General features: G+C 40.8%; 21 protein-coding genes. 10 read left to right on the top strand and 11 right to left on the bottom strand.

Features of this window, described 5'->3' with window-relative positions; translation table 11 throughout:
* Positions 1-158: 158 nt before the first annotated feature.
* The 3 genes from J3P40_RS17075 (at position 159) to J3P40_RS17080 (ending at position 1,367) form a co-directional block, all read left to right on the top strand.
* Positions 159-317, top strand: coding sequence for a hypothetical protein (locus J3P40_RS17075; RefSeq protein ID WP_256007484.1), 159 nt, complete (start codon positions 159-161; stop codon positions 315-317).
* Positions 301-783 carry a DUF6169 family protein gene (locus tag J3P40_RS17850; RefSeq protein ID WP_370687735.1) on the top strand — a complete coding sequence of 161 codons (483 nt, stop codon included), beginning with the start codon at positions 301-303 and terminating at the stop codon, positions 781-783. Before J3P40_RS17075 ends, J3P40_RS17850 begins: the two co-directional genes overlap by 17 nt.
* Positions 784-869: 86 nt before the next feature.
* Positions 870-1,367, top strand: a complete 498-nt coding sequence (locus tag J3P40_RS17080; RefSeq protein WP_256007485.1) for a hypothetical protein — start codon at positions 870-872, stop codon at positions 1,365-1,367.
* Here J3P40_RS17080 and J3P40_RS17085 read toward each other — a convergent pair.
* Positions 1,364-1,603: a hypothetical protein gene (locus J3P40_RS17085; protein WP_256007486.1), complete on the bottom strand. Its 240-nt coding sequence runs from the start codon at positions 1,601-1,603 to the stop codon at positions 1,364-1,366. The two genes, J3P40_RS17080 and J3P40_RS17085, sit on opposite strands and share 4 nt — an antisense overlap.
* A gap of 349 nt (positions 1,604-1,952) precedes the next feature.
* Between J3P40_RS17085 and J3P40_RS17090 the strand changes: the two genes are divergently transcribed.
* Complete coding sequence (locus J3P40_RS17090) at positions 1,953-2,801, top strand: hypothetical protein (protein WP_256007487.1); 849 nt, start codon at positions 1,953-1,955, stop codon at positions 2,799-2,801.
* A gap of 71 nt (positions 2,802-2,872) precedes the next feature.
* Here the strand turns inward: J3P40_RS17090 and J3P40_RS17095 are convergent, their stop codons facing one another.
* The 4 genes from J3P40_RS17095 to J3P40_RS17110 all read right to left on the bottom strand — a co-directional run bounded on the left by J3P40_RS17095 (position 2,873) and on the right by J3P40_RS17110 (position 4,747).
* Positions 2,873-3,367 (bottom strand): hypothetical protein, encoded by a 495-nt coding sequence (locus tag J3P40_RS17095; RefSeq protein WP_256007488.1) that lies wholly within the window; start codon positions 3,365-3,367, stop codon positions 2,873-2,875.
* A gap of 10 nt (positions 3,368-3,377) precedes the next feature.
* The gene (locus tag J3P40_RS17100) at positions 3,378-3,740 is read right to left on the bottom strand and encodes a hypothetical protein (protein ID WP_256007489.1); all 363 of its coding nucleotides are present in this window, start codon (positions 3,738-3,740) and stop codon (positions 3,378-3,380) included.
* Between the two features lie 34 nt (positions 3,741-3,774).
* Positions 3,775-4,089, bottom strand: coding sequence for a hypothetical protein (locus tag J3P40_RS17105; protein ID WP_256007490.1), 315 nt, complete (start codon positions 4,087-4,089; stop codon positions 3,775-3,777).
* 187 nt (positions 4,090-4,276) lie between these two features.
* Positions 4,277-4,747: a LexA family protein gene (locus J3P40_RS17110; RefSeq protein WP_256007491.1), complete on the bottom strand. Its 471-nt coding sequence runs from the start codon at positions 4,745-4,747 to the stop codon at positions 4,277-4,279.
* A 352-nt stretch (positions 4,748-5,099) separates the two neighbouring features.
* Here J3P40_RS17110 and J3P40_RS17115 point away from each other — a divergent pair, with 352 nt between their 5' ends.
* On the top strand, positions 5,100-7,844 hold the full coding sequence (locus J3P40_RS17115) for an ATP-binding protein (RefSeq protein ID WP_256007492.1): 2,745 nt from the start codon (positions 5,100-5,102) through the stop codon (positions 7,842-7,844).
* 106 nt (positions 7,845-7,950) lie between these two features.
* Here the strand turns inward: J3P40_RS17115 and J3P40_RS17120 are convergent, their stop codons facing one another.
* The 3 genes from J3P40_RS17120 to J3P40_RS17130 form a co-directional block, all read right to left on the bottom strand.
* Positions 7,951-9,249, bottom strand: a complete 1,299-nt coding sequence (locus J3P40_RS17120) for a DNA cytosine methyltransferase (protein ID WP_256007493.1) — start codon at positions 9,247-9,249, stop codon at positions 7,951-7,953.
* The gene (locus J3P40_RS17125) at positions 9,246-9,959 is read right to left on the bottom strand and encodes a hypothetical protein (protein ID WP_256007494.1); all 714 of its coding nucleotides are present in this window, start codon (positions 9,957-9,959) and stop codon (positions 9,246-9,248) included. The genes J3P40_RS17120 and J3P40_RS17125 overlap by 4 nt, the downstream gene beginning before the upstream one ends.
* 83 nt (positions 9,960-10,042) lie before the next feature.
* Positions 10,043-11,173 (bottom strand): ParB N-terminal domain-containing protein, encoded by a 1,131-nt coding sequence (locus J3P40_RS17130; protein ID WP_256007495.1) that lies wholly within the window; start codon positions 11,171-11,173, stop codon positions 10,043-10,045.
* Positions 11,174-11,394: 221 nt separating this feature from the next.
* Here J3P40_RS17130 and J3P40_RS17135 point away from each other — a divergent pair, with 221 nt between their 5' ends.
* Complete coding sequence (locus J3P40_RS17135) at positions 11,395-12,120, top strand: HNH endonuclease (RefSeq protein WP_256007496.1); 726 nt, start codon at positions 11,395-11,397, stop codon at positions 12,118-12,120.
* Positions 12,121-12,435: 315 nt separating this feature from the next.
* Here J3P40_RS17135 and J3P40_RS17140 read toward each other — a convergent pair whose 3' ends face one another.
* Positions 12,436-12,690, bottom strand: coding sequence for a helix-turn-helix domain-containing protein (locus J3P40_RS17140; RefSeq protein WP_256007497.1), 255 nt, complete (start codon positions 12,688-12,690; stop codon positions 12,436-12,438).
* 483 nt (positions 12,691-13,173) lie between these two features.
* Here J3P40_RS17140 and J3P40_RS17145 point away from each other — a divergent pair, with 483 nt between their 5' ends.
* The 4 genes from J3P40_RS17145 (at position 13,174) to J3P40_RS17160 (ending at position 18,746) form a co-directional block, all read left to right on the top strand.
* On the top strand, positions 13,174-13,608 hold the full coding sequence (locus J3P40_RS17145; RefSeq protein WP_256007498.1) for a hypothetical protein: 435 nt from the start codon (positions 13,174-13,176) through the stop codon (positions 13,606-13,608).
* Between the two features lie 171 nt (positions 13,609-13,779).
* The gene (locus J3P40_RS17150; RefSeq protein WP_256007499.1) at positions 13,780-14,358 is read left to right on the top strand and encodes a TlpA disulfide reductase family protein; all 579 of its coding nucleotides are present in this window, start codon (positions 13,780-13,782) and stop codon (positions 14,356-14,358) included.
* 2 nt (positions 14,359-14,360) lie between these two features.
* Positions 14,361-17,360: a SusC/RagA family TonB-linked outer membrane protein gene (locus J3P40_RS17155; protein WP_256007500.1), complete on the top strand. Its 3,000-nt coding sequence runs from the start codon at positions 14,361-14,363 to the stop codon at positions 17,358-17,360.
* 12 nt (positions 17,361-17,372) lie between these two features.
* Positions 17,373-18,746 carry a RagB/SusD family nutrient uptake outer membrane protein gene (locus tag J3P40_RS17160; protein ID WP_256007501.1) on the top strand — a complete coding sequence of 458 codons (1,374 nt, stop codon included), beginning with the start codon at positions 17,373-17,375 and terminating at the stop codon, positions 18,744-18,746.
* Between the two features lie 45 nt (positions 18,747-18,791).
* Here the strand turns inward: J3P40_RS17160 and J3P40_RS17165 are convergent, their stop codons facing one another.
* Together J3P40_RS17165 and J3P40_RS17170 are read right to left on the bottom strand one after the other, a co-directional pair.
* On the bottom strand, positions 18,792-19,163 hold the full coding sequence (locus J3P40_RS17165) for a hypothetical protein (RefSeq protein ID WP_256007502.1): 372 nt from the start codon (positions 19,161-19,163) through the stop codon (positions 18,792-18,794).
* 108 nt (positions 19,164-19,271) lie between these two features.
* Entirely contained in the window at positions 19,272-19,742 is a 471-nt protein-coding gene (locus J3P40_RS17170; protein ID WP_256007503.1) for a MauE/DoxX family redox-associated membrane protein, read from the bottom strand.
* Between the last annotated feature and the right edge of the window lie 56 nt (positions 19,743-19,798).

Consider the following 19,798-nt stretch of genomic DNA (forward strand, 5'->3'; position numbering starts at 1 on the left):
ATGATAGTCTGAAGAATTCGATCAGAAGTCCGCAAGTTTTTTCTTGTCAATAGGCCAATTTGGGTATCAACGTCATTTTATATGGTGGCACAGACATTGTTGCTATTTGATAAATTATGTTATTATAATTATATTTGTGTTCATTTAATCTTTGAGCTATGAAGAGCGTTTCTAAAAATCGGTCAACTAAAGATAAAGCCTCATCTGGGAGTCCTTTTGTTCAGATGATCGAAGATAAAAAACGCATTGTCGAAGCAATCAAAAAAGGCGAAGATGTGTCTAAATTAAAAGGTATAAAATTTGCCTTCCCAATATAGGCTTACCGTAGACGAATCCGGTTACCATTTTAGGACAGATTCTGGTATAAAATATACAGCCTTCTTTACTAATTACAGTCTTTATGATTCAGATGGAAACGATCATATCGTTTATAGCTTTGGTTTTGAACGTGATGGAAGTTATGCCGCTAAAAAGTTTAAGTTCCGGTATGACTATAAAATAAAAAACACTATTATAAAACTCATAGGTGATTTCTTCGATAGGCACGGCGAAAATGCTTTACTATATTTTTGTTATCCCGATGATGCTTATGCCCGGCATCGAAGTATTACGTTTGCCAGGTGGTGTTATGAGGCAGATTGTGATATTGAACATAAATGTGGCTCGGTTAATTATGAGGACAGGCCATTATACGGTGGGATTCCCGTAAAGAAAATGAACCCGCTAAAATCCCTTTTAATGGATTCTTTTGAGAAACACATGAAAGAGCAATTCGGTTATTGAAGCGAAATCAGGACTTCAAGTTAAGGAAATATTCCCGCTGCTACTAAAAAAATACCTACATTCGGCTAACGTTCAAAAGCTCTTTTATGAAAGCACTCTTCTGTAGCCTGCTCATATTAACCTGCCTTGCTGTGTCCACTACAACAGCTCAGGACAGAAGTAACCAAGACAATCCCGAGGCAACAATCTTCGGCTTGTTACCTAAAAAGCATAAATATGATGGCCTTATGTCGAGGACGCGGACAAATTCCGCAGAAGAGCGGAAGAAACTGGCTGCTGAAGAATTAAAGAAAAGCGACTACGGAAGCGCCGTTAAAGACATCAAGACAAATAAACAGGTCTATTTAGCCTACATAAATAAAGAGATTACTACAAATGCAGACAGCCTTAGCAAGCAGTACATCAACTATCAATACATTCCACCTCACGATTCTGGCGCGCGAGACAGGTATGTAATCAGTAAATTGGACTACCTGAGAGCCGTGAAATACAGTCTTTTTGAATATGAAAGCGATGAGCTGCTGGAACTTTATTTGATTCCAGGAGTAAAAATGAAATATCCTAGTCGGGATCAGTTACACTAATGCATAATCTTCTTATAATAAAAGAGGTAATACATCGGATTCATTAGGACAAGTTTTTTCTTACCAATCAATGGTTTTATATCCTCATACAGTCTCGACCAGGCCCAGTATATTCCGTTTGCTGTTACCTCCTGGTGTTCGCCATTCGCTATGAGTACATTGCCCAGAAACAAGGTGTTTTTGTCGGCTTTGAAATGAAGATTTTCCTTTTTTAAAGCCTCTTTTGCCCTATCCATTTGCATAAATTCCGCATCCCTCCGATGTATTGAATTGGAAAAAACAATGGTGTCAATTTTACCATGTTTATCTGTCCCAATCGCGTAGGAAAACATTATAACCGGCTTTATTACACTTTCGCGTTCCAGATAAGATCGGTCTTTAGGAATAATAATTTCGTGTAGCTTTTCCCATAACAAATTAGTTTGTGCCTGCGTTGAGAAGGTGCATAGGACTAAGACCGTTAGTAGATACAGTTTGGATTGGAGCGTTTTCATGACTACAATTTAGCAAGAACACACAAATAGTGCATAAAAACAAATAAAATAGTGCACTACCCCTTTTTTCCAACGAATGCGTCTTTAGGGTATGAACAAATTCTACTCATTGATAGCGCTCCTGCTCTTGCCGCTATCATTCATTCTCAACACCACATCAACCCAGGCACAGACGCCTGAAAATTACAAGACGTTTGGAAACGGTGCAGCAAAAATAGTTACCCGAACATATCAGGCGGGGGAGAAATTGACACTGGAGACACGCTCAAATGCGTTTGACCCCTTTGGAAAGACGTACTTGATAAAAGATAAGCTGGTGCTTAGTCAAAATGAGCTCGAGCTCAAGGGGGGCAAACTTGTAAAAAGGAATGATGATGTGAAAACAGATACTACGATGAGCGGTAGTAACGTACACATCGCTGAAGTGAAAACGTCATCGGTCAAATATCTGATCGACTGGGAATCTAAAATGACCATGATTTACGCTGGCAACGCAAAGAACGACACAATTTACCGGCTACCTCTAAAAGCAAGTTCTGATATCTGCTATAAAATGCTTGCCTTAGCCAATTGGCTCCCGGAAGTTAGACTGAGCGGAGACAATAAAGAAAAAATTGCCGGTTATGTGTGTTCAACCGGAAAAGCGATTGATAAAAACGGAGAGGAGGTCACGTTCTATTACACCACAGACAGCATTGGCTTGGTGTCGCCACTTAACGGATTGGTTTCACCAAAAGAGAAGATAAATATCATGGCGTTTTTTGGTCAGTTACAAACGGACGGTGAAGCAGGTAAGTCTTACATACTCTTTAAGATAGATGACCTGGTGGAAATGACAATTGATGATGAACTTTTCAAAATTCCAGAGCCCGCCCCGGTCAAAGACGTTAGCTCGATGCAGGAATATCTTAATCAGCGGATGCGTAGCAAGTCGTATTAGTTACGAAAGTGCTATTAATTATATTGATGTTCGGTGTGACAGATGTGTTTTAACCACTTCTAAAATCAACACTAATGCATAATCTTCGTAAAATAAAAAAGCGAAATGATCGGATCAATCGGGACTAGTTTCCTTTTGCCGATAAGTGGTGTTATATCATAATAAAGTCTTGGCCAGGCCCAATGTATTGCGCTCGCGGTTAGCTCCTGGTGTTCGCCGTTTGCAATGAGCACACTTCCCATAAGTAAGGAGTTTGTATGGTCTTTTAACACGAAATTTTCCTTTTTTAGATCGGCCTTTAACTTGTCTAACTGCATAAATTCCGCGTCCCTCGGATGGATTGAATTGGAGAATGCAATGGTGTCTATCTTCCCCTGCTCATCGGTTCCAATAGCATAAGAAAACATAATAACCGGCTTTCTTACGCTTTCCTTATTAAGGTATGAAGCATCTTTAGATAAAATAATATCGCGGAGCTTTTTGAATAACGGCTTCAGATCACTCTGCGCCTGTGTTGACAGGGTGGAAAGCACCAAGGCTGTCATTAAAAACCATTTTAACTTCATTTAACTTTAATTATTCAATTACCTGCCGTATAGCGAACCTCACCGCAATTATCCACAATACTAGAAACGGAATAAGCGCAAAAAACAAAAAGAAGTTAACCACAACTAAAGATATTACAAATATCAATGGCAAGAGGAAAAGCAGTGGTAAGTAAAACGACTTGTTCAGGATAAAGGGCAGTATCAATATTCCAATATGAGCGATAATTGTTAATAGCCACATAGCCGTATCAAGTGTTATTCCATCTTTGGCAATCAAGCTGAAACCTGTCAGCTCCCAATCATAAACCATACCCCATTGCCCGTTAATTGGTATGCCGCTTATAAAGCTCAGTATGATTAGCGTAAGAAGTAAGAAAAGTCTTTTTATCATATAAATTGAAACCCATTATTGCCCGCTATTGTAATCAGCGGCTGAATATTATCCATAAACCTGTTTGTTTTTTGGCGTCTATGCTTAATCCTTCAATTTCGACCATGCGCTCTATAGCACGTTGCAACTGATCCTGCTTGCCAAAGCTCACGCTAAAATAGTTGACTGTATACCAGGCGCTAGCGATCATTCTAGAGAAAAGGACCTGCTTGTTTATATGATGATCACCGTCCTCCACTGCTTCAATCAAAGAAATAAACCAATAGAATTTATAGGTGGCTGACGTGTTATTGAAGCACGAAGCCAGTAAATGTATTGGTAATGCAGGATTAGACGGGAGCGAAGTCATCTGCACAAGTTATACAAATATTGGTTTTAGTTTTCAAAATATTGATTACTTTACTCATAATTTGTATAACCAATACATTAAGCGCTCATGGCTGAAATACATTTTGGGTAAGTAGAGGAAATAGCTCCAGCGGATGTGCCGTTGGCAGAATTTTTCATTTCCACCCGTTGACGACACCCGCTCAGCACTAACGTAAAAGTTGTTCGAATCTATTAACGCGAGTACCGTTTCTCCTTCTCTGATTGTAAATTGTATATGGCACTACGCCCCAAATCTCAAACTTTGTATGCTCGGTGAGCTCGATGGGTTTATAATATTTGTTATCCGGCATCAGGAAAACCTGGCAGCCTTTTTTAAAGAAAGAACGGAGTACAAACTCGCCGTTTAACGTGCCCACTACCACATCGCCCGACTGTGCATTTAAGGAGCGGTCGACCACAAGAAGATCATCAGGGAATATACCTGATCCTATCATGCAGTCGCCTTCCACTTTGGCAAAGAACGTGGCTTCTGGGTATCGGGATACATAGTCGTTTAAATCAATCCGAGCCTCCTCGTAGTCAGCGGCTGGACTTTCAAAACCTGCATTCACTTTCTCGGCAAACAGCGGAATAAGGCTTGTAGCAGCCCCTCTCTTGAACAGCGTGATCTCTTTCATAGCACAAATAATTAAGTAGAGGCAAATATACGCTAAATAAATTAGTTTAAATATAAGTATTAACCAATTTTATTAGCATACCAAAAGGCGATATTCTAATAGGTCAAATATGATGTCTGGGATGGAATTTGTCTAGTGCATAACATTTAATCCCCTCAGACATGTGATGACGCGATTAGCTATTCCTTCTGGATACGGAGAACTTTTATAAATTTTTGTTTTTTCATTTTCATCATTATATTTATCAATAAATATTTAGCAAGCGTCTCAATTCCAACAGCCAAGTGATCGAACTTGCATCTTTCAGCCACATCTAATGGACTCCGAACAAATACTTCGTATAAAAAGCGCAATGATTATTTATTCGCTTGAAACAGCCCTGGGCGACTACGTCTTGAATGCAGACGATATCGACTCATTGACGTCTCAAAATATTGATTCAATAGCCACCAGAGAACTGGCTAAGGGAAGAAACGTCGATCGAAACAACATCAATTTTCTTGTTGAGTCAAGCTACCTTGATGAAATTTTTAACCTCGCAATTGACTCAGTTAGAGGCACGTCATATGAGAGTAAAATGCTTACGCTTAAAAATTTCTGTATGTTCATGAATATATTTGACATACGAAATTCGATAAGTCATCCAAACAGAGCTTTTCCAGATGCTTATTGGTTTAGAGCTGCAGCTATTGCAAGTGACCCCCTTATTCTACAACTCGGTCTGGGAGACGTCAGACAAGCATTAAACGCGGCAATATCCGAAAACCTCACATCTCCACCAGAAGAGTGGCTGAATAATGTTAGTTGGGCCATTCCAAATACCCTGCCGCTAACCTTCGACCACGAAATCACCGGACTATTTGGTAGGGACAAAGAAACTAGAGACCTTGAAACTACGTTATCCAAGGCCCGAAATAATTTGATCGCTCTGGTTGCACCTGGTGGAGTGGGAAAGACTGCATTAATACTTCAGTTTCTAAAGGATATCAGTTTAAGTCCAGAATGGAATAGTAAGGTTGATGCTATCGTGTTTTGCACCTTAAAAAACGAGCGATTGACTGCGGATGGTATCGAAGTAATCGAAGCCATAAATGGAATAGATCAAATCAAAAACTCCATTCGCGAAGATCTATCATCACTTTATAGCGATAGGCAGTTCATTGATTTCGAAAGCGCGTGCGAAATACTGGCAAGTGAGAAAATCTTGATTTGCATAGACAATCTGGAAACATTGTTAATTCATTCTCAGCGGGAATTTATAGAATTTAATGAATGTCTACCCCTTCTATGGCGTGTTATAGTAACTAGTCGTATTTCTATTGATTCAGCAACTACCGTCCCGTTATCTACATTAATAAAGAGACACGCGGTGAATCTTAGTAGAAGCTATTTCAAACGTCGGGGAATTAGTGATTTCCGTCAAGAAGATCTAGAACTAATAGCGACAAAGGCCAATAATAATCCACTTGCCATCCGACTGACAATAGACCTTTACCTAAAGGGAGTGGATATTTCTGGCTCAATTAATCGCTCACAAAAAGACATAGCTTCGTTCTCGTACACAAACCTGATTGAGTCCTTATCAAATGATTCAATCGCAATCTTGGAAGCAATATACGTCATAGGCGAGTCTAGTAAATCAGAACTCATTGACCTTTTGGAATTTTCCAATGAACAGATTTCCGAATCGTTAAATGAGTTATCTAAAACCAGTCTCATCGTTCGATCGACTAATGAGACTGGGAATGACCTGTATAACTTAAGTGATTCAATTAGAGACCTTTTATTAATTAACCCTCGAAATATATCCATCCGTAACGAAATTTCACAAAGCATTAAGGACAGAAAAGTCAAGATTCAAGAACAGCTTACACGTAATCATCTTCTTGGGATTAATGAGTTCGATTCTGACTTCATCTCGCAAGATATCGCCGAATCAATTCGTTCTTTGATTATCGATTTAAATAAAGTACTAAATCGACCACATAATAAAAGAAGTCAAACTGAACTGGTGAGGCTAAAGAACCGGTTTAGCGAGCTAATCGCTTATAATTCTACGAATCACGAATTATTATTTCATTTTTCAAGAATTCTTCAAGCTCTTCAAGACGAGGGGAATACTCATAAGATTTTAGAGAAAGCAATTAGTTTTGACCCAGCTAACCCTAGATATTTGATGGCCAAAGCTCTAAACTATTTTCATAAAAAAGATTATCCGAGTGCATTGCCTATTTTTGATAGTTTAATCCAATATGGCTTCAATAGACCAGGAAAATCATCGAAAAAATTTGCGGCGTCCCTTACAAAACTTCATTTTTTGTGTCTGCTGTTCTTAGGCGAGTACAATAAAATTATAAACGAAACAAATCAGTGGACAACAGATACGGATTGGTCTGTAATTATGGGCACGTACAGAGCCTCCGCCTTTAAACGAAGTGTTGAACTAAGCAAACAGCCAGAGGATATTCAAAACGCCTACAATGAAGTAATCACCATTTTTAATGAAATATTTAAAAACCAAAATTATCCTTTAATAGCGTGTACCGAAGCTAATAAAATGTTGAAGGATTTAATCTATATTGGTAGTGACAGGCCTCCGTATTCAGAAAGTTTCTTATATCAATACGTTAAATTTATCGCCGATCATTTCTTCGATATTATTTTGAACCTTAGAGACCAGTCGATTGACTCCTCTGAAAACAAGCTTTTTTTACAAAAACTCTATTCAATCAAGTTTAAAGCTAGCACTAATCCACTCAGAATGTCTCGCTGGTATACCCCAGACAAAGAAGAGGTTTATGATTTGGAACACATCCAAGAACTTAAAGCCGATGGCTATACGATAGTTAAAGTATACAACTTGCCGGAAGGTAACTTTGGTATGTCGTCGTATATGTTCGCAAGAGATTTATCAAATAATCAGTTCTATCTAAACGTACATCAGTTTGAACATGGATGGAGTAAATGGGGCAATATCAAACTTGGTGATAAAGTCGCTATAAAATATGCCGAACTTAAGAAAACATCATCCACTCCGGCGATTGATATTCGGTTAATAGATACTTTCGAGAACGCGGTACCTGAAAGATTGATTTAATTAATAAGGAAACTTAAAATTTGTTTTCATCCATTAAATAATCTGAGTTAGCAGCCGGACGGAAATTCAAGCAAACTAAATTTCCGCCGATATACTGTCATGCTTTTCAACATGCGTAAAGATTTACCTTTGCACCGTATTGTCCGACGTCCGGTTGAGTCAACAAATTCTGAGCAATCATAAAGACGAGTTGGACGTTAACCGCATTACCGAGCGCACTAAAGCAACTGCCGTTGCCTTCAGGTAGAATTATTTCATCAAATGACTGTATCTTCATCGCTTCATAAGGAGTAATATACCTGTCTTCCCACCCTATTATTGGTACTTGCGTACTAACAGTTACCAGAGACGGAAAAAAGTCGGCTTTTTTTACTCTTAATCCAGATGCCCTAAATTGAAGAATATATTGTTTTATATCTCTCACGGAGTCGCCACAGTTCCATTCAAACTTCTGCCAGCTTTTAACCGGGAGTGACTTTAACTTTGGTATTAACGGTTGAAGGTCATTCTTATAGTTTTTATAAAGATTTCGATTATCCAATATCCATCTAACCTTCCATTCTGGATACGCTTTCCGTTTCTTATTCTTAACGGCATAAGAAGGCAGATTCGCAAGTTTTTCAATATATGACATCCCTTTTAATGGAATTCCGAAACTACCCCTATATTTTTCTAATTCTTCATTAGAAAGTTCGGAAATCGGAATGTCTGTCGGGTAGTTTGCGCCGAATTCCATCGACCAAATCGGAAAACCGGGAATCTTCACCTCCGATGGAAATATGTCTAAAAATTCCTGCCACAGAGAAATTACCTCTAATCTTGATGGCTCAACCTTCTTTATATCCCTAGGATAGAGAAAATCCCTAACCGAATGGGTTAATCGCATCTTTTGTGGCCAATCAAAATGATCTAGCTGCTCTAAAGAACCTATTATAAATAACCGTTCTCTATGCTGTGGAATATCAAAGTGATGTGGCGATAGAACGCTTTTTTTTATATGATATCCTAGTTCAGCTAATTTTTCAGAAATATATTTCCAAGTTTTGAAATCATCGTGAGATTCAATATTTCGCACATTTTCCAAAATGAAATACCTCGGACGCTTGTGCATGATTATTTCGACTAAAATGTCAAAGAAACTGCCGTTCCTTATATCTTCTAGACCTTGCATATTCCCGGCCTTAGAAAATGGCTGGCACGGAAACCCAGCACACAGGATATCATGGTCTGGAATAAACTCTGGGGTTATATCTCTTATATTACGGTTCGGCTTTATTCCATAATTTATCTCATATAACTGCGCTAAATGCTCTTTTTTTTCGCTAGCGAAAACACATTCGTGCCCAAGTTTAGACAACGCTTGATGAAAACCTCCTAGGCCAGCAAATAGATCAATAAACTTCATAATGTGGTAGCCCAATTCTTCAAAGTTGAGGTCAATCTCTTCTCTGGAGTGAAATTTCTCATTATTCTCGGCCGATCAAATAAAAGTCCGTTATCACGGGATGCTGAATGGAAATCTACGTCATCGATTACATGTACTACGGACAAGCATGTTATCGGTGGAACTTTAAAATGAATCCAATCTTTCCACCGACTTAGTTTAACAATAACCTTTTTTTCTCTTTTCCAATTCTTACCTATGGTTGCGTCTGTTAAGCAGACTAATTGGTTTCCTCTATCGTCTAAAGCTTTATAAGTGATTATATCAATTCCGCCATCTTTTGTGGCAGCTTTTATTGTGGAATAGTTTCCTTTTGACTCTTTAATAGTTTTTCTTACCACTGAAATCGAAGCCTTTAATCTGGTGGTCGTCACACCCACAGAAGTAATCTTGCTCGTCTTAGTAGAAAAATAGTTTTTCAGGCTAATGTCAGTTATTAACTCGAAAATGTTAGTATTGAAGGCTACGGAATTCCCTCCCTTTACAGCATAATATAGACAATAAAAATAGTGCAGGTTCTCTTCCTTGTCCGGTAAAAGCGAGATTAATTCGTTTTTCTCCAGCTTATAAGGCACGAAAGATCCATACAATCTTAGCCTTCTCGATAGCTCTGCAATAAGATCGTCCAGTCTAAGTCCGCTTTCGGCCGTGTCGAATTCACTGTGCTTCATGAATCCGTCGACAAAACATGTATATTCAATGAAATTGCAATAAGAATTTAGGTTGTCGTCTGAAGAGGTTAAAACGGGCAGCTTCATTTCATCAACTTTCTAACAGATTCTAAACTGGCTTGGTGCTCGGCTAATGAGTTAATGAAATCAGGATGACTCTTATATTTTGGTACCTTAGCTAAAATATTGTCTAATAGCTTGCTAGCTTTTTTTATATTACCAACGACTAAATTTTCCTCTCCGTTCGTTAATTCGTAAGCCCCGTCTAAATCAGCATAAGTTTTTAAATGTTCAACCGCTTCCTTATTTTGAAGTATAGGTTTTAGCAATGAGTTGATTTGCCGCGAATCATTTATTAAACTTCCACTTCCATGCTCGTCCTTTCCAAAGATCCATTCCGTCACATCCCTTAAATTGTCAACATGTGTAGAATCAATTAAATCACCATTGAGATTAATCTTCTTGAACGGGGGTAGACCAATGTAATTCGCTACGCTTGTGTTACCAGCAGCCAGCGAAACTTCTAATAGCGAGAATCTATCCTTAATATGCTTTGTTGAATAGTCTATTACGTGATCGTCAATTTCCTGAAATATCTTAAAATAGATATAATATTTTTTAACGATGTTGCTTTGATCACCTATTCGAGTTTCAAGGATCTGTATTGCTTTTTCAATGTCAGGTGCGGGCAATTCCCGATTGATTGAATTCACTTTATCAAAAATATACTTCGCTTTAGCAAAAGCATCCCATTTTCTGTTGCCGGAAATATGTCGGACACTTAAATAAGTGTCTACGTCCTCCCGTCGTTTATAAATAATCGCGGGAATTTGTCTCAAGCTATCCCTGACAGTTTTAGCTTCTATTTTCGGAAAATTATCATCTACAAAACTATATTTTTTAAGGAGTAATTTAACTGAAGTGGTTCTTCTGTTGCCCTCAATTACTACATAGCTAAAGGAATTGACGTTCGACGAATTTATATTCTCAAAATCCCTCTCATCATCGGGTACTACTATTATTGGTTCCTCTTCGAAATATCCGTTCACAGCTAAAGAACTAGCAAGTTCCTCTATCTGTTCCCTTACATAAATCTTCTCCATTATAACTTCCTGCTTATCCTTAGAACTTTCGCCATACAACCTCGGATTGTACTGGTCGAGGGCTAAGTTTTCAACGTTAATTTTGAATAATCCTTCTTTACGTTCTGCCATGAAGTTTTTTTTCCAAATATAGTTTAACCTGAATATATAATAAGTATAATAATAAAAATTGAGCTTTCATTTACCGCTACAAAATCCTAGCTATTATTTCCGATACCAAACCAAAGAGCCAAATGACTGATAGCTAAAACGCTACTACGAGGCACCATTGCAGATGCGATAGTTTTAAAAATTGTATTGAATTTCATATTTTGCATCATTAACGCAAAATTATGAGAAACCCGAAGTGGCATAGAGACGAGATCATTCTTGCTTTAGATTTGTATTTTAAACTTGATGCTGGGAACGTGCATAGTAAAAACCAGCAAATTTTAGATCTTTCCAAATTCCTTAATAAACTTCCAATACATCCAAATAAACCTGATGATAACAAATTTAGAAACCCGAATGGCGTTAGCCTGAAACTTTCTAACTTCCTTTCAATCGATGGTAATTATGCTGGTAAAGGCATGTCTTCCTCTAGCAAACTCGACAGAGAGATTTTTGAGGAATTCAAAAATGATAGGATAAGACTCTCGCAAATCGCCACTTCTATTAAGGCCGCTGTTACAGACTCTATCTTACGTGAATCAGTTGCGTTAGTCTCAGATGAGCAAGAAGAAAATGTAAAAGAAGGACAAATACTTTATCGACTCCATAAGTTCAGGGAGCGCGATCGAAAAATAATAGAGCGAAAAAAGGCAAGCAGTTTGAAGCGATTCGGTAGACTTGAATGCGAAGTCTGCGAATTTGACTTCTATGAGAAATATGGTACAATGGGGTATGGCTTCATTGAATGCCACCACAAAGTTCCTCTTTATTCTCTAAGTTCTGTCACCGAAACAAGAACTGATGATTTAGCTTTGGTTTGTGCAAATTGCCACCGGATGTTGCACAGAAGCGGCTCTCTCAACTTGGAGACCCTAAAAACCGCGATTGAGTTATTGCGATGTCGATGACTCTAGAAGTAGCCATATAAGCCCAATCCCCATGCAGACAGAAGTTTTTGAAGTTAGCTAGTAAAGCACAGGATTTATGAACCTGCTCCGGAAACAACGTCTTCAGACGGGCTGATGATAATATTACATAATTAGTCTAAATGATATGAGGTCATAAAATACTTATGTACGTTATAACACTGTGAAACGAGGATAGCGGTCTATAAACCTTTCTGCGGTTTTAACATTCCTAAATATTGCAATAAGTTTGTTTGAGGTTCGTTGCCGCCCATTAGGTAAACGGGATGAAGGACCTTTTGGTCAATGACAATAGCACTAATCGTCCTCTGAAGCGTCGTGTAACTCAGAGAAATCTACTAATTGATCTAAACTGACTCCTAATGCCTTTGCAATTTCAACTAGAATAAATGCGGTGGGGTTTGCCCCGTATCTTTCATATCGGTTGATCGTTTGTTTATCCTTGCCATCCATGATGGCTGCTAGTCCTATCTGGTCAAGTCCCTTTTTCTTTCTTAATTGAGCTATGCGTTTTCCAAGCCTCTTTCGAAAAACTCTGACCTCTTCTTTCATGCCGCAAACTCAAGAAATAACAAAAAAAGTGGTCAACAAATTTGTTTACTTAAGACGACTTGATTAAGTTTGTTTATAAGATATTGAAATAGGTATTAAGAGTCTTGCGGTCACATTCTGAAGCCGTTAACGCAAGTCAGCAGTAATACCCACAGCTAATGACGGATATGTTTATATTTGCATACCTAATAGTTGTGGGCTCTGCTGTAAATCCGTGTTAACCTAAGGCTTCAGAAACTTTTAAGTGACCACGGTTGCAGAGCCCACAGTTATGTGAGCTCCGATCAAAGACTCGTATAACTATATACGAGACATGAAAAAGCTAACTGTACACTTCAACCTTCCCCCCGGCTTAAGCCGTTACGCATCATTGTATGCAAAGAAGCCTAAGAATCCCAGCTAAGGCTTATTCACGTTCCCCTCAAACGGTTAATTAGTAATTAACTCATTAATTCATAATTTCTCTCTTACCAAAAAAACTGTATGACCAGATCTGAAGAACCAACAGACTACCTGTTAATTAGAGCTCAATCAAGTAGTGATTTTGACCCCGCCCAATTTGCAATCGTGTATCTAAGCGAACACTACAGGCAAATACTCCGCAAGCGCTTAATGGACGCAACCGGTCTAAAAGACGATGTTCAGCTTGCGAGTATCAATTATTGGGACGACTATGCTGTGTTTTATACCAACTCTCGCAAGATCGGGTCTTTTTTATTGCTTGTAGACGAGGACTGGGCTTTCGTTAATGTTGCAGATGGCGACTTGAAAAGCTTAAGAAAGCCACACAACATTATGCTGGACGGACAACTGATTGTTAGCAAAACTGGTTTTGCTCAATATCACGCAAATACTAAGCATGACCACGAAACTTACTGGACCGAATATTTTTCAATAAAGGAGGCGCTGACCTTATAAACATCTGATCATTACCATCCTATGATTATAATTAATTACATTCGCCTCATCATCAAACCACCAGACTAAAGACTTTTAGGACAGGCGGCACATACTTTTGAGGGGAAGTATGTAGCCGCCTTGTTCTTTTTTATCCCACCTATCAACTAATAATTCATTAAAAAACTGAATATGAAAAAAACGATACTAAGTATTGTAATGGCCGCGCTTTGTCTTTTTTTGGGCGTAAAAGGCCAGAATGCTGCGGTAGAACCTAAGCCTATACGTATCGGTGAAGTGATACCTCCGGTTATCTGGAACGCTCCCTTCAACACGGTAGGAGCGGAGGGTATCGACTCAACGTTGAAGCTCAGTGATTATGCCGACAAGCTGATCATTCTTGACTTCTGGGCTACCTACTGTAAGCCATGTATTGCGTCACTCGACTATCTGTATTCTATACAAGACCAGTTTAAGGGTAGGGTGGTAGTGATACCAGTACAGGTATACAACAATGCCGACGGGGCAATTCCTTTTATGAAAAAAAAGGGCTGGACTTGGAGGTCTATCACCGCAGACACGACGCTAAACAAGGTCATGCTCGCCCATTATCTAACGGGTTTCGGCAGTGCGTGGATAAAGGAAGGGAGGCTCCTGGCGGTTCCTTCCAAAAGATATCTCCATGCCGACACCATTTCCAAGATACTTAAGGGAAGCCCTGTTGCTTTTGAGAACAGAACGGCTTATCGTAAAACTAACCAAACAAACTAAGTATGCATAAACTTTTACTCATTTTAACTTTGCTGGCAGGCTGGCAATCCGGTACTGCACAGGAAAAAGGTAAACAGCAGAAATCAAAGTCTGCTATTGGAGACACCATTGGTAAGGATACGGTCATCCTTAAAGAAGTTGTCATTAATACAGGTTATTACCAGTTGCCAAAAGAGCGGGCTACTGGGTCTTTCGACCATATCAATAATGAACTCATCAGCAGAAGTACAGGCACAAACATCATTTCAAGGCTGGAGGGCATTACCAGCAGTTTAAGTTTCGACCGTCGTAAAAGCACCGGGGAAACGACAAACGCACCAGCGCTTCGCGTACGTGGCCTTTCTACCATAAATTCCAGCGAAGCGCCGCTTATTATCGTTGATAATTTTCCTTTTGAAGGAGATATCAACAACATTAATCCTAATGATGTTGAGAGCGTTACAGTGCTAAAGGACGCTGCAGCTGCTTCCATTTGGGGTGCCAGGGCAGGCAACGGGGTTATCGTAATTACAACTAAGCAGGGCCGCTACAATCAGAAGACTCGGGTTACTTTCAACACCAATTTTACGGTTGGTGATAAGCCGGATCTTTTTTACAATCAGAAATGGTTGCCCTCTACCACAGTTATGTCCATTGAGAAGGAGCTTTTTGACAAGAACACTTATGCTCCGCAGAACGAAACTGCGCTGCCGGCTTACGTGGAACTGTTGATCAGAAAAAAGAACGGCACGATCAGCGAGGCTGATTTTCATAGTGCGGAGATGGCTTTTCAACAGCATGATGTAAGGAGGGATGCGCTTAACAATTTATATCAACATAGTATAAATCAACAGTATGCGCTGAACGTTGCGGGTGGTGCCGATGCTTACCGTTATACGCTTTCAGCGGGTGTCGACAGAAATCGGTCGTACACCGTCGGCAATGGGGGAAACCGTTTAAACCTGAATCTTCAAAACGCTTTCAAACCGCTCGCTAATCTTGAGTTGACGGGAGGACTATGGTATACCAGGCAAAACGCAGAGAACAATGGACTAACGCTAAACCGGCTAGATCCAGAAACAGGTATATCTGTGTCGCCTTATACCATGCTTCAGGATCAGGATGGCAATGCCAGAGCTATTCCATTCCAGCTACGGCAAACCTACACGGAGGCTGCGGTATCTAATGGCTTGCTCGATTGGTCGTATCGTCCTCTCGATGAGGTCAGGATGAGTGACCGTTCATCTGGCGCTACCGAGCTTCGTATGAATGCTGGCGTTAAGTTGAACTTTCTACGCTACTTTACTGGAAATTTAACATATCAGCATATTCAAAGGGATTTTAACTCGGAAAGTCTTTATTCTAAGGATACCTATTATGTTCGGAACCTGGTGAATACCTACACGCAGGCGGATGGCACACGGATCATACCCAATGGAGGGATATTACAATCGGGCGGTAACAATGATGAGTTAACACACTCAGGTAGGCTTCAGTTGAGTTATCAGCAGGATTTGGGCGACACGCATCAACTTACAGCACTCGCTGGTACGGAAGTAAGGCAGCAGGTGGCCAACTATTATCCCGGGAAAACGATTTACAATTATAATCCTGATCTGATGACGGGTACGAGCGCATTAAACTATACTACCGGATATCTGCTTCGTCCTTCTGGCGGCGGGAGTATCCCTGCCCCGCCTGCTGAAAGTGACAGGATTACAGATAGATACCTTTCTTACTTTTCGAACGCTGCTTATACTTACCGGCAGAGGTATACGCTATCAGGAAGCATGCGCTGGGATGGGTCAAACCTCTTTGGCGTAAAAACGAATCAAAAGGGCGTGCCGTTATGGTCGGCGGGAGCCAGTTGGGAAATTAGTAAAGAAGGATTTTATAGCTCTGACCTGTTTCCGTACCTGAGAATGCGTGCCACCTATGGCAGCAGTGGTAACGTGAATAAGTCGGTCACTGCATATCCCGTAATCGGGTACCAGACAGATGCGGTAACGCGTTTGCCCCTCGCCCAAATCAGAAGTGCAGGAAATCCTTCGCTGAGATGGGAGATGGTAAAAATGCTCAACCTAGCTGCTGATCTTGCCACAAAAAACAACAGGATTCAGGCGAGTTTCGAGTGCTACATAAAAAGAGGAAGCGATCTCATCGGCGAAAAGGTTATGGCGCCATCAACAGGGGTAGTAACGGGTGTTGTACCGTTGATTGTAAACAGGGTAAACTATGCAAACCTACGTACGCATGGCTTAGATGTACAGCTCGCTACGAAAAATCTGACAGGCGTATTTAGATGGGAATCCGCCGTGCTCTTCAGCTTTGTGAAAAACAAAATCACCAATTATACCTTCGATGATGCACTTACGTCAAGTTTTTACTTCGGCTCACCCGCCATACTGAAAAACGGGTTGTCGCGCGATGTGATTTACTGGATGCCTTGGAGCGGACTTGATTCACAAACTGGTAATCCGCGCGTGTATATCGACGGCGTCGCGAGCACAGACTACAAGGCTTATATTGACGGATTTAAGCCGGAGAATCTGCTCACTGGCCTGGAAATGCCTCCGGTCTTCGGTTCGCTTAGAAATACATTTAGCTATCAGCGATTCAGTTTGAGTACTGTAGTGTCGTTCAAGACCGGATATGTATTTAGACGTCAGTCTATAACACCAGGACAGGAGTATCTTTCCAGCGCGAATTATCATATGGACTACTTCAAGAGGTGGACTCACCCTGGTGATGAGCTGAGAACTGATGTTCCCGCTGCCGGGCCGAGCAACACTTATCTTGCACAGACTTATACGCGCTCGGCGGCACTCATTACAAAGGGTGATCATATCCGCCTTCAGGACGTCAATTTTAGTTATCAGCTTAAAAATCTCAGGGTATTTGCTTATGCAAGAGACCTTGGTATTCTATGGAGGGCTAACAAGCAAGGCTTAGACCCTGACTATCCAAATTCAAATTACCCAACGCCAGCAAGTTTCTCTTTTGGGGTTCAGGCAGGTTTTTAATAACGTAACATTATGAAAGCAAACAAGTATCTAATACTCATTATATTTTCAAGCGGATCATTCCTCAGCTGTAACAAGGATTTTCTGGAAAAGAAGCAGCAACAAAGTCTCGTGATTCCGGCCAGTCTGTCCGACTTCCAGAGTTTACTGGATAACCGCGATGCAATGACCAATAACTCATGCCATGAACTGGGCATAATAGGTGCGGATGAATACAGTGTTTCGGATGCGGTATGGAATGTTTTAAGTGCTCCGTATCAGAAATATGGTTACATCTGGGCTAAAGATGTTTATGAAGGTGCCCAACTAGACGAATGGAATATGGCATATTGGCGGATTTTGCATGCGAATACGGCATTGGATGGAGTGAAGCAAATTAAGCCAGCCGAGGTGGAAAGACAGTTATGGAATAATGTGAAGGGAAGTGGATTGTTCTTCAGGGCTTATAATTTTTATCAGTTGGCGCAGCAATTCTGCAAGCCTTATTCTGCGACGGCCTCTACTGATCCTGGACTACCGCTCCGTTTGGAGGCAGACATAGATCTTCTTTCGCGACGCTCAACGGTAGCAGAAACCTACAGTCAGATCATAGAAGATTTGCTTACCGCCGCGCCGCTTTTGCCGGATCTTCCATTGGTTAAGTTCCGCCCGTCTAAGGCTTCTGCCTATGCGCTACTCGCAAAGGTGTACCTGCTTATGGCGAATTACGAGAAAGCCAACGAATATGCTGGTCTGTCTTTGGCGATCAAATCTGATCTTATTGACTTTAAAACGCTGAGCTTATCTGCCAGATATCCCTTCCCATCAGATTATGAATTAAATAAGGAAGTTATTCTGGCTGTGGGTATATCCAATATAGCCATCACCGGGACGGCGAGGATGAATGTGGTGCCCGATATCTTAAACAATTATACAACGGGCGACCTGCGCAGGCAAGCTTACTTTTTCAATAACGCCGACGGAAGGGTACTATTTAAAGGATCCTATAAGGGCAGCGCAGCGTTTTATACCGGCCTGGCGACCGACGAGGTCTTTCTTATTAGGGCTGAGAGCTACGCAAGAATGGGCGACAAGGAAAATGCGCTTAAAGATCTGAATACTTTAAGAAAGGCTAGGTTCACAGTAGCTGCTTATCAGGACTTGGCGGCCTCAGATGCTAACGAAGCTTTGAGAATGGTGATAGAGGAACGGAGACGGGAACTTATTTTCAGAGGGATCCGCTGGGAGGATCTTCGCAGGCTTAACGCTGAATCTGCCTTTTCCAGAGTTATCAGGCGTACGGTAGCCGGTACTACCTATGAACTGTTGCCCGGAGATAACAAGTACGTTTGGCCTTTGCCCGATAACGAAGTCACATTAAGTAAGATTGAACAGAACCCAAGATAAAAAAAGGGGCTCGCACCAGAGCCCCTTTTTATGATGCAACGAATATTAAAGTTCTGGACTTCTTGCTTCGTTAGTAATGCTTTCGTAAGTCGAGTTAACGTCCGCAACTGTTTCAGGAACTGATGTAGCAAGATTGGTGAAATCAAGATAGATCATGCATCTGCTGCCTTCATTGTCTTGTTGTGCGCAGCCTTCATCATCAGTAAGCGGCGGAGCGGTTGGCTCATATGATCCTATAGAAAGGTTGCTGGCCAGATCAGGATCAACCTGATCGTCGATAACGCTTAAATGGTACCAGCCATCGGTGGGCGGGTCAAGTTTTGCAGAAGTAAAAGCACTCTGTGTAGTCATCACTACTCCAGCTACAAGTAAAATGATCAGTGAGCCGATGTTGAATTTTTTTAATAAAGTTTTCATGATTTAAGTTATTTAATGTTTGATTGTTCAGGCATCCCTGGAGCTTTATGCCGTCGCGTTTAGTTATGATTGTTGTTGGTGCAGGTAAGCTCTTTTCCTGCCGCTTGATTAACGTATGAAGATGTCCTCCTTTCCTTTAGATTTGGTAACTATTTGGACACTTAACTGGTCGAGGTAAAGGGCTATGCCCGCAAGCGCTACAAAGCCGAGGTTAAACGCCAGATGTGTGGCATAGCTCATGTTTTTGAGTATGCCGCCGCAACTGCAGGGTATGCGGCCAAAGGCTCCGCTCATGGTGATGGCGATGTACAGGCTAAAGGCGCTCAGCAGCATAAACGAGCACCACAGGGCTTTTCTGCGCAGTGGCTTGCAGGTTAGTGTGAGGGCTATGATAACTTCAGCAACGGGCACAAGCCAGGTGAGTATCCGCGCTATTACGGCAGGGAATACCTGGTTCATCATCTCCTCTTTGCTCTTTTCATAATTGAGCAGCTTACTCAGCGAGGCGTACAGGAAAAGAAGTGACAGCGCAAGGGTAATGAGCTGGATCATGGTTTCTTTATTGGTAATGGCTTTCATTGCTTGTTCGTTTTGAATACACCAAAGCTAGTCTGGTTATAAACAGCTGGTTATGC

Source organism: Pedobacter deserti, assembly GCF_024436415.1.
GTDB lineage: Bacteria > Bacteroidota > Bacteroidia > Sphingobacteriales > Sphingobacteriaceae > Pedobacter > Pedobacter faecalis.

Excerpts from the sequence above, each read along its gene's own strand:
- J3P40_RS17075 (WP_256007484.1), top strand. The coding sequence starts at position 159 with ATGAAGAGCGTTTCTAAAAATCGGTCAACTAAAGATAAAGCCTCATCT.
- J3P40_RS17080 (WP_256007485.1), top strand. The coding sequence starts at position 870 with ATGAAAGCACTCTTCTGTAGCCTGCTCATATTAACCTGCCTTGCTGTG.
- J3P40_RS17085 (WP_256007486.1), bottom strand. The coding sequence starts at position 1,603 with ATGGATAGGGCAAAAGAGGCTTTAAAAAAGGAAAATCTTCATTTCAAA.
- J3P40_RS17090 (WP_256007487.1), top strand. The coding sequence starts at position 1,953 with ATGAACAAATTCTACTCATTGATAGCGCTCCTGCTCTTGCCGCTATCA.
- J3P40_RS17095 (WP_256007488.1), bottom strand. The coding sequence starts at position 3,367 with ATGAAGTTAAAATGGTTTTTAATGACAGCCTTGGTGCTTTCCACCCTG.
- J3P40_RS17100 (WP_256007489.1), bottom strand. The coding sequence starts at position 3,740 with ATGATAAAAAGACTTTTCTTACTTCTTACGCTAATCATACTGAGCTTT.
- J3P40_RS17105 (WP_256007490.1), bottom strand. The coding sequence starts at position 4,089 with ATGACTTCGCTCCCGTCTAATCCTGCATTACCAATACATTTACTGGCT.
- J3P40_RS17110 (WP_256007491.1), bottom strand. The coding sequence starts at position 4,747 with ATGAAAGAGATCACGCTGTTCAAGAGAGGGGCTGCTACAAGCCTTATT.
- J3P40_RS17115 (WP_256007492.1), top strand. The coding sequence starts at position 5,100 with ATGATTATTTATTCGCTTGAAACAGCCCTGGGCGACTACGTCTTGAAT.
- J3P40_RS17120 (WP_256007493.1), bottom strand. The coding sequence starts at position 9,249 with ATGAAGTTTATTGATCTATTTGCTGGCCTAGGAGGTTTTCATCAAGCG.
- J3P40_RS17125 (WP_256007494.1), bottom strand. The coding sequence starts at position 9,959 with ATGAAGCACAGTGAATTCGACACGGCCGAAAGCGGACTTAGACTGGAC.
- J3P40_RS17130 (WP_256007495.1), bottom strand. The coding sequence starts at position 11,173 with ATGGCAGAACGTAAAGAAGGATTATTCAAAATTAACGTTGAAAACTTA.
- J3P40_RS17135 (WP_256007496.1), top strand. The coding sequence starts at position 11,395 with ATGAGAAACCCGAAGTGGCATAGAGACGAGATCATTCTTGCTTTAGAT.
- J3P40_RS17140 (WP_256007497.1), bottom strand. The coding sequence starts at position 12,690 with ATGAAAGAAGAGGTCAGAGTTTTTCGAAAGAGGCTTGGAAAACGCATA.
- J3P40_RS17145 (WP_256007498.1), top strand. The coding sequence starts at position 13,174 with ATGACCAGATCTGAAGAACCAACAGACTACCTGTTAATTAGAGCTCAA.
- J3P40_RS17150 (WP_256007499.1), top strand. The coding sequence starts at position 13,780 with ATGAAAAAAACGATACTAAGTATTGTAATGGCCGCGCTTTGTCTTTTT.
- J3P40_RS17155 (WP_256007500.1), top strand. The coding sequence starts at position 14,361 with ATGCATAAACTTTTACTCATTTTAACTTTGCTGGCAGGCTGGCAATCC.
- J3P40_RS17160 (WP_256007501.1), top strand. The coding sequence starts at position 17,373 with ATGAAAGCAAACAAGTATCTAATACTCATTATATTTTCAAGCGGATCA.
- J3P40_RS17165 (WP_256007502.1), bottom strand. The coding sequence starts at position 19,163 with ATGAAAACTTTATTAAAAAAATTCAACATCGGCTCACTGATCATTTTA.
- J3P40_RS17170 (WP_256007503.1), bottom strand. The coding sequence starts at position 19,742 with ATGAAAGCCATTACCAATAAAGAAACCATGATCCAGCTCATTACCCTT.